5 protein-coding genes are annotated in these 5098 nt (G+C 61.6%); 2 read left to right on the plus strand and 3 right to left on the minus strand.

Going from position 1 to position 5098, the window contains the following annotated elements; genetic code table 11:
• Window positions 1-1364 precede the first annotated feature (1364 nt).
• The gene (locus tag VGP39_RS04540; RefSeq protein WP_327566912.1) at window positions 1365-1697 is read right to left on the minus strand and encodes an iron-sulfur cluster assembly accessory protein; all 333 of its coding nucleotides are present in this window, start codon (window positions 1695-1697) and stop codon (window positions 1365-1367) included.
• Window positions 1698-1807: 110 nt separating this feature from the next.
• Here VGP39_RS04540 and VGP39_RS04545 point away from each other — a divergent pair, with 110 nt between their 5' ends.
• Entirely contained in the window at window positions 1808-3022 is a 1215-nt protein-coding gene (locus VGP39_RS04545) for a deoxyguanosinetriphosphate triphosphohydrolase (RefSeq protein ID WP_327566913.1), read from the plus strand.
• A gap of 249 nt (window positions 3023-3271) precedes the next feature.
• Window positions 3272-3436: a copper-binding protein gene (locus VGP39_RS04550; RefSeq protein ID WP_327566916.1), complete on the plus strand. Its 165-nt coding sequence runs from the start codon at window positions 3272-3274 to the stop codon at window positions 3434-3436.
• A 75-nt stretch (window positions 3437-3511) separates the two neighbouring features.
• On the opposite strand, the gene VGP39_RS04555 is transcribed toward VGP39_RS04550, so the two are convergent.
• The gene (locus VGP39_RS04555) at window positions 3512-4603 is read right to left on the minus strand and encodes a sn-glycerol-3-phosphate ABC transporter ATP-binding protein UgpC (protein ID WP_327566914.1); all 1092 of its coding nucleotides are present in this window, start codon (window positions 4601-4603) and stop codon (window positions 3512-3514) included.
• 68 nt (window positions 4604-4671) lie between these two features.
• On the minus strand, window positions 4672-5098 hold a 427-nt coding region (locus VGP39_RS04560; protein WP_327566915.1), incomplete at its 5' end, for a carbohydrate ABC transporter permease.

A 5098-nucleotide genomic window follows, 5' to 3' on the forward strand; every position in this document is an offset into this window, starting at 1 on the left:
CGAACCCAAGGTTCCTTCAACCATACGGGTCCCGATGAAGTGCCGATCGCGATCTTGCTACGACTAGAGCCCTAAAGGCTTCGGTGGGCATCGATCCGATCGATCGGCGACCCGGTTCGGGCGGCCACCCGAACCGGGCCAATCCTCAGGGAACGACGCCAGTATAATCTCTCGCGCTTATACAAGGGTGGGCAAAGCCAACGGGTCGCGCGAATGCGCGCCCGATGATAAACTCCGCGTGCTCACCACGCTTTGTCGACTTGCTCGATGATTGTGGTGGGCAAGGCGTGAAGAGCGCTACGGCTTTCGATCAATCGCACCAAACGAACATGCGAAGGTGATGCGACTGATTCTCCGTTAAGATTTGGTTAAGTTCCAGGCATGATTATCGGGGAAGCAAAAGGGCCCCGATCATGCGAATACACCAACCCAATAGCGAGAAAATCGAGCCGGTGGCAGATGTTGTTGGCAACCAAATCGCAACAAGACCCGTGAGTACCCACCCTGGGGATTTCTTGAGTCCCGATCAAGATGAGGTATTGGCGTTATTGAAGCCAAGCGGTGACCCGAAGCGCACCATTATTTTGGTCGGAAGCGCTCTGGTTGTTGGCTTGGGACTGGGATGGGCGTGCGGGGCAAATAGTGAGGCCTTCAACTCGATCACGCAGACAGAAATGCCTTCGCGTCGATCTCCCGAAATAAAATCAAGCGGCAAAAGCGACGGCGCTCGAAGGACGGCATCCACATCAGGTCTGCAAACACCAGCCGTGGGTTTCCTTGCTGGAGCGCCTTTCGCGAAGGCTGAGGCCGCATCGCCGGGAGCCGCTCGCTTCTCTGTCGACTCAGCAAATACGACGTTGGCCGCGCGGGAGCCTATGGCGCCGGTGCCGGAGACGAGACCGACAACGATCGAGGGTTGGACGGTTCTTGACGTTCGAGGCGGAACGGTTGTTCTCGAAGGGCCGGATGGGGTTCGGACTGCAGGACGAGGCGACACAGTGCCCGGAATCGGGCGAATTGATTCGATCGTGCGTTGGGGCAACCGCTGGATCGTCGCCACAGCAACCGGACTGATCGCGACCCCTTAACAGTCAATGACCGCAGTGATGCCCCGCAGGCCGGCGAAAGAGGCGCTTCTCTAAATCCGCTGGTCACCGAACAATGGGCAGGCGGGGTTTTTGCGCGATCCACCAACGGAATTTGTTGCTACCGGAGCAGAGCGGGCGGCCGGTAGAGATGGAAATGGCCCGAAGCAATTTGCTCCGAGCCATGCTCAATCCGCGAACGTACATCCGGCCCGCCGATCAATCGCTTCTGTCCTGGGCAAACAAGGTTAAGGAATGGTTAAGCTATGGGGTGTCCGATCAGATCGAAAAGCTGGTCCCGCAGCCGCACGATGCGGTCGCATTCGGATTGACCACCCGGAACGAGGCGCCGATCAGGTCGTCGACGAAATCGACTTCCGAGCCCGCCAGGAACGGCACCGAGGCCGGATCGACCAGCACCACCGCGCTATCGCGGGCGATCAGCAGATCGTCCTCGGCCTGCGCCCGCTCGACGTCGAATTTGTACTGGAATCCCGAGCAGCCGCCGCCTTCGACGCTGATGCGGAGCATGGCGCCGTCGCCCTCGACTTTAAGGATTTCGCCGATGCGGCGGGCCGCTCGCTCGCTGATGGTGACGCTTGCTTCTGCCAAATCCCACTCCGAGGCGATGCTGCGGGATTCTTCAAGAGTTTTGAATTGCCCGCAAGGCGTAGTTAAGTGCACCGAGCAGAGGAATCAAACGTTTAAGGGACGAAACCCACGTGCCGGTCGGAATGGCTGCCCCCCGCATGGCCTATGCCTGCGACCCCGACCGCAGCCGGGGGCGGCTGGTCGATGAGCCGCCGAGCAAGACCCGCAGCCCGTTCCGGCGCGATTGCGACCGGGTAATCCATTCCACCGCGTTCCGGCGGTTGAAGCACAAGACCCAGGTGTTCGTGTTCCATGAGGGCGATCACTACCGCACCCGGCTGAGCCATACCCTGGAAGTCGCCCAGATCGCCCGCGCGCTGGCTCGCCAACTCGGCCTCGACGAGGACCTCACCGAGACGCTGGCGCTGGCGCATGACCTCGGCCATCCGCCGTTCGGCCATGCCGGCGAGCGTGCGCTCGATGCCTGCCTGCGGGCCCACGGCGGTTTCGACCATAACGCCCAGACGCTACGGGTGGTGACATCGCTGGAGCATCGATATCCTGGTTTCGACGGCCTCAACCTGACCTGGGAATCGCTGGAAGGTATCGTCAAGCACAACGGGCCGCTGACCGACAGGTGCGGAAAACCGGTCGGGCGTTATCGCGATCACGGCGTGCCGCTGGGGATTTCCGAGTATGACCGGACCTGGAACTTGGAGCTATGGAGTTATGCGTCGCTTGAAGCGCAGGTAGCGGCGATCTCGGATGACATCGCCTACGACGCCCACGACATCGACGATGGCCTGCGCGCCGGATTGTTCACGGTCGATGATCTAAACGTCATGCCGCTGACCGCGGGCATGATCGCGGACATCGCAAAACGCTATCCCGCGCTCGATGACGACCGCCGCGGCGCGGAGCTGGTGCGTGAGCTGATTTCGTATCTGATCGAGGCGGTGTTCTCGGAATCGCGCCGGCGGCTGGACGCCGCCAGGCCGCAATCCGTCCAAGACGTCCGCAACCACGGTAGCGTCCTGATCGCGTTTCGGCCCGAAGCGCAAGATGCCGAGCAGATGATCAAGATTTTTCTCAAACAGCGGATGTACCGCCACCCCCGGGTGATGCGGGTGATGGGCGAAGCTGAATCGATCCTGTTCGACCTGTTCGCGCGCTACCAGCAATCGCCGCATGACCTGCCGCCGGAATGGCTGCGGCGGGACGGCGAGGGCGCCGACAGCCAAACCGACCGGGCGCGGCGGATCGGCAATTTCATCGCGGGGATGACCGACCGTCTTGCCATCACCGAGCATCAGCGGCTCTTTGAGTCGACCCCGGATTTGCGTTAGGCGGCGGCCTGAGTGGCTCATCAGTTCCTAATTGGAACCGGGCATTCGTCGACCTGACACTTACGCGGGAACAAATCCGCCCCATTCAGGCTTATCGCGGACTTTTCCAAAGCCAGGAGGTCTTGATGAGACTGGCAAGGACGGTTCTAGCTGCTGTTACGCTTATGGCCATCAGTTCGGTGACGTTGGCTCAGCAGACGCTTACGGGAACGGTTACCACCAATCGATCGGATTAATGGAACTATCGCAATTCGACCGACGCAAAATGGCACCGTTGGAGCAAATACCCGAGCCACCGAACGATTCAAGGTACAGGACGGCATGCTGAACACAGTGCACGCCGGCGACAAGGTCATACTATCCGTCAGCGAAACCGGCGGGACCAAGACGATCACAAAGCTTGAGAAGCAGTAATCGGACCAGGCATCAGCGGCTCTTTGAGTCGACCCCGGATTTACGTTAGGCGGCGGCATTCCGATTGTGCCGGCGTCAGACTGCCGCCTCCGTCTTCGCGTCGAAAACGTGAAGCCTGGAAGGGCGCATCGCAAGGCGCAGTCTGTCGCGCACCTTCACCCGCGTGGTCGGCTCCACGCTCGCCACCATGGCGCCATCGCCGACCTTCATGTCGAGCAGGATTTCCGAGCCGAGCTGCTCGACCACCTCGATCACGGCGTCGAAACAGAGGTGGTCGGGATCGGCGGCGCCCGCCACGGTGAGATCCTCCGGGCGCACGCCCAGCGTGACCTCGTGGCCGATATGGCCGCGCAGGCGCTGCGCGGTCTCGTCCGGCAGCTTGATGCGCAAGCCGGAGTTCTCGGCGATCAGCGATCCCTCCGCCTCGGTCACGGTAACGGCGGCGAAATTCATGGCCGGCGAGCCGATGAAGCCGGCGACGAACTTGTTGGCGGGCTGATTATACAGCTCGAGCGGCTCCCCCACCTGCTGCACCACGCCGTCCTTCATGACGACGACCCGATCGCCCAGCGTCATGGCCTCGACCTGATCGTGGGTAACGTAAATGGCTGTCGTCCCGAGACGCAGATGCAGCTTCTTGAGCTCGACGCGCATCTGCACCCGCAGCTTGGCATCGAGGTTCGACAGCGGCTCGTCGAACAGGAACACGCGGGGGTGACGCACGATGGCACGGCCCAGCGCCACACGCTGGCGCTGGCCGCCGGAGAGCTGGCGCGGCTTGCGCTTCAGCAATTCGCCGATACCGAGGATGTCGGCCGCGTCCCGTACGCGCTGGTCAATCTCGGGCTTTTCGAATTTGCGCATTTTCAGGCCGAACGCCATGTTGTCGTACACGCTCATGTGCGGGTAGAGCGCGTAGTTCTGGAACACCATGGCGATGTCGCGGTCCATGGGCGCCAGTGCATTGATCACATTGCCGTCGATCGAGATATCGCCGGAACTGATCGCCTCGAGTCCGGCGATCATCCGCAGCGTCGTCGTCTTGCCGCAGCCGGACGGTCCGACGAACACCACGAACTCCTTGTCGCGGATCTGCAGATTGACGTCTTTGACAGCGTGCACGCTGTCGTAGAACTTGTTGATCCCCTTGAGGACGACCTGTCCCATTCGCTCCCACCCGCTTTCAACGGCCTATGCGCGATCCACGTGCGCGCCTTCCAATCCCGTGATCCCCGTCAACCCTTCACCGAGCCGGTCAACCCCGCGACGTAGTGCTCGACGAAGAACGAATAGGCGATGGCGACCGGTATCGATCCGAGCAGGGCGCCGGCCATCAGCGGCCCCCAGAAGAACACGTCGCCGCGGATCAGCTCCGACGTGACGCCGACCGGCACCGTCTTCTGCTCGGGCGAGGACAGGAAGACGAGCGCATAGATGAACTCGTTCCACGACAGCGTGAAAGCGAAGATGCCGGCCGACAGAATGCCCGGGATCGCCACCGGGATGACGATGTAGAGCATGGCCTGCCAGCGCGAGGCGCCGTCGATGCGCGCGCATTCCTCGAGCTCCTTGGGCACCGCCTTGAAGTAGCCCATCATCAGCCAGGTGCAGAACGGAATGAGGAATGTCGGATAGGTCAGGATCAGCGACCACGGCGTGTCA

Origin of the sequence: Bradyrhizobium sp. (genome assembly GCF_036009065.1) — a bacterium.
In the GTDB taxonomy this organism is placed as follows: Bacteria; Pseudomonadota; Alphaproteobacteria; order Rhizobiales; family Xanthobacteraceae; genus Bradyrhizobium.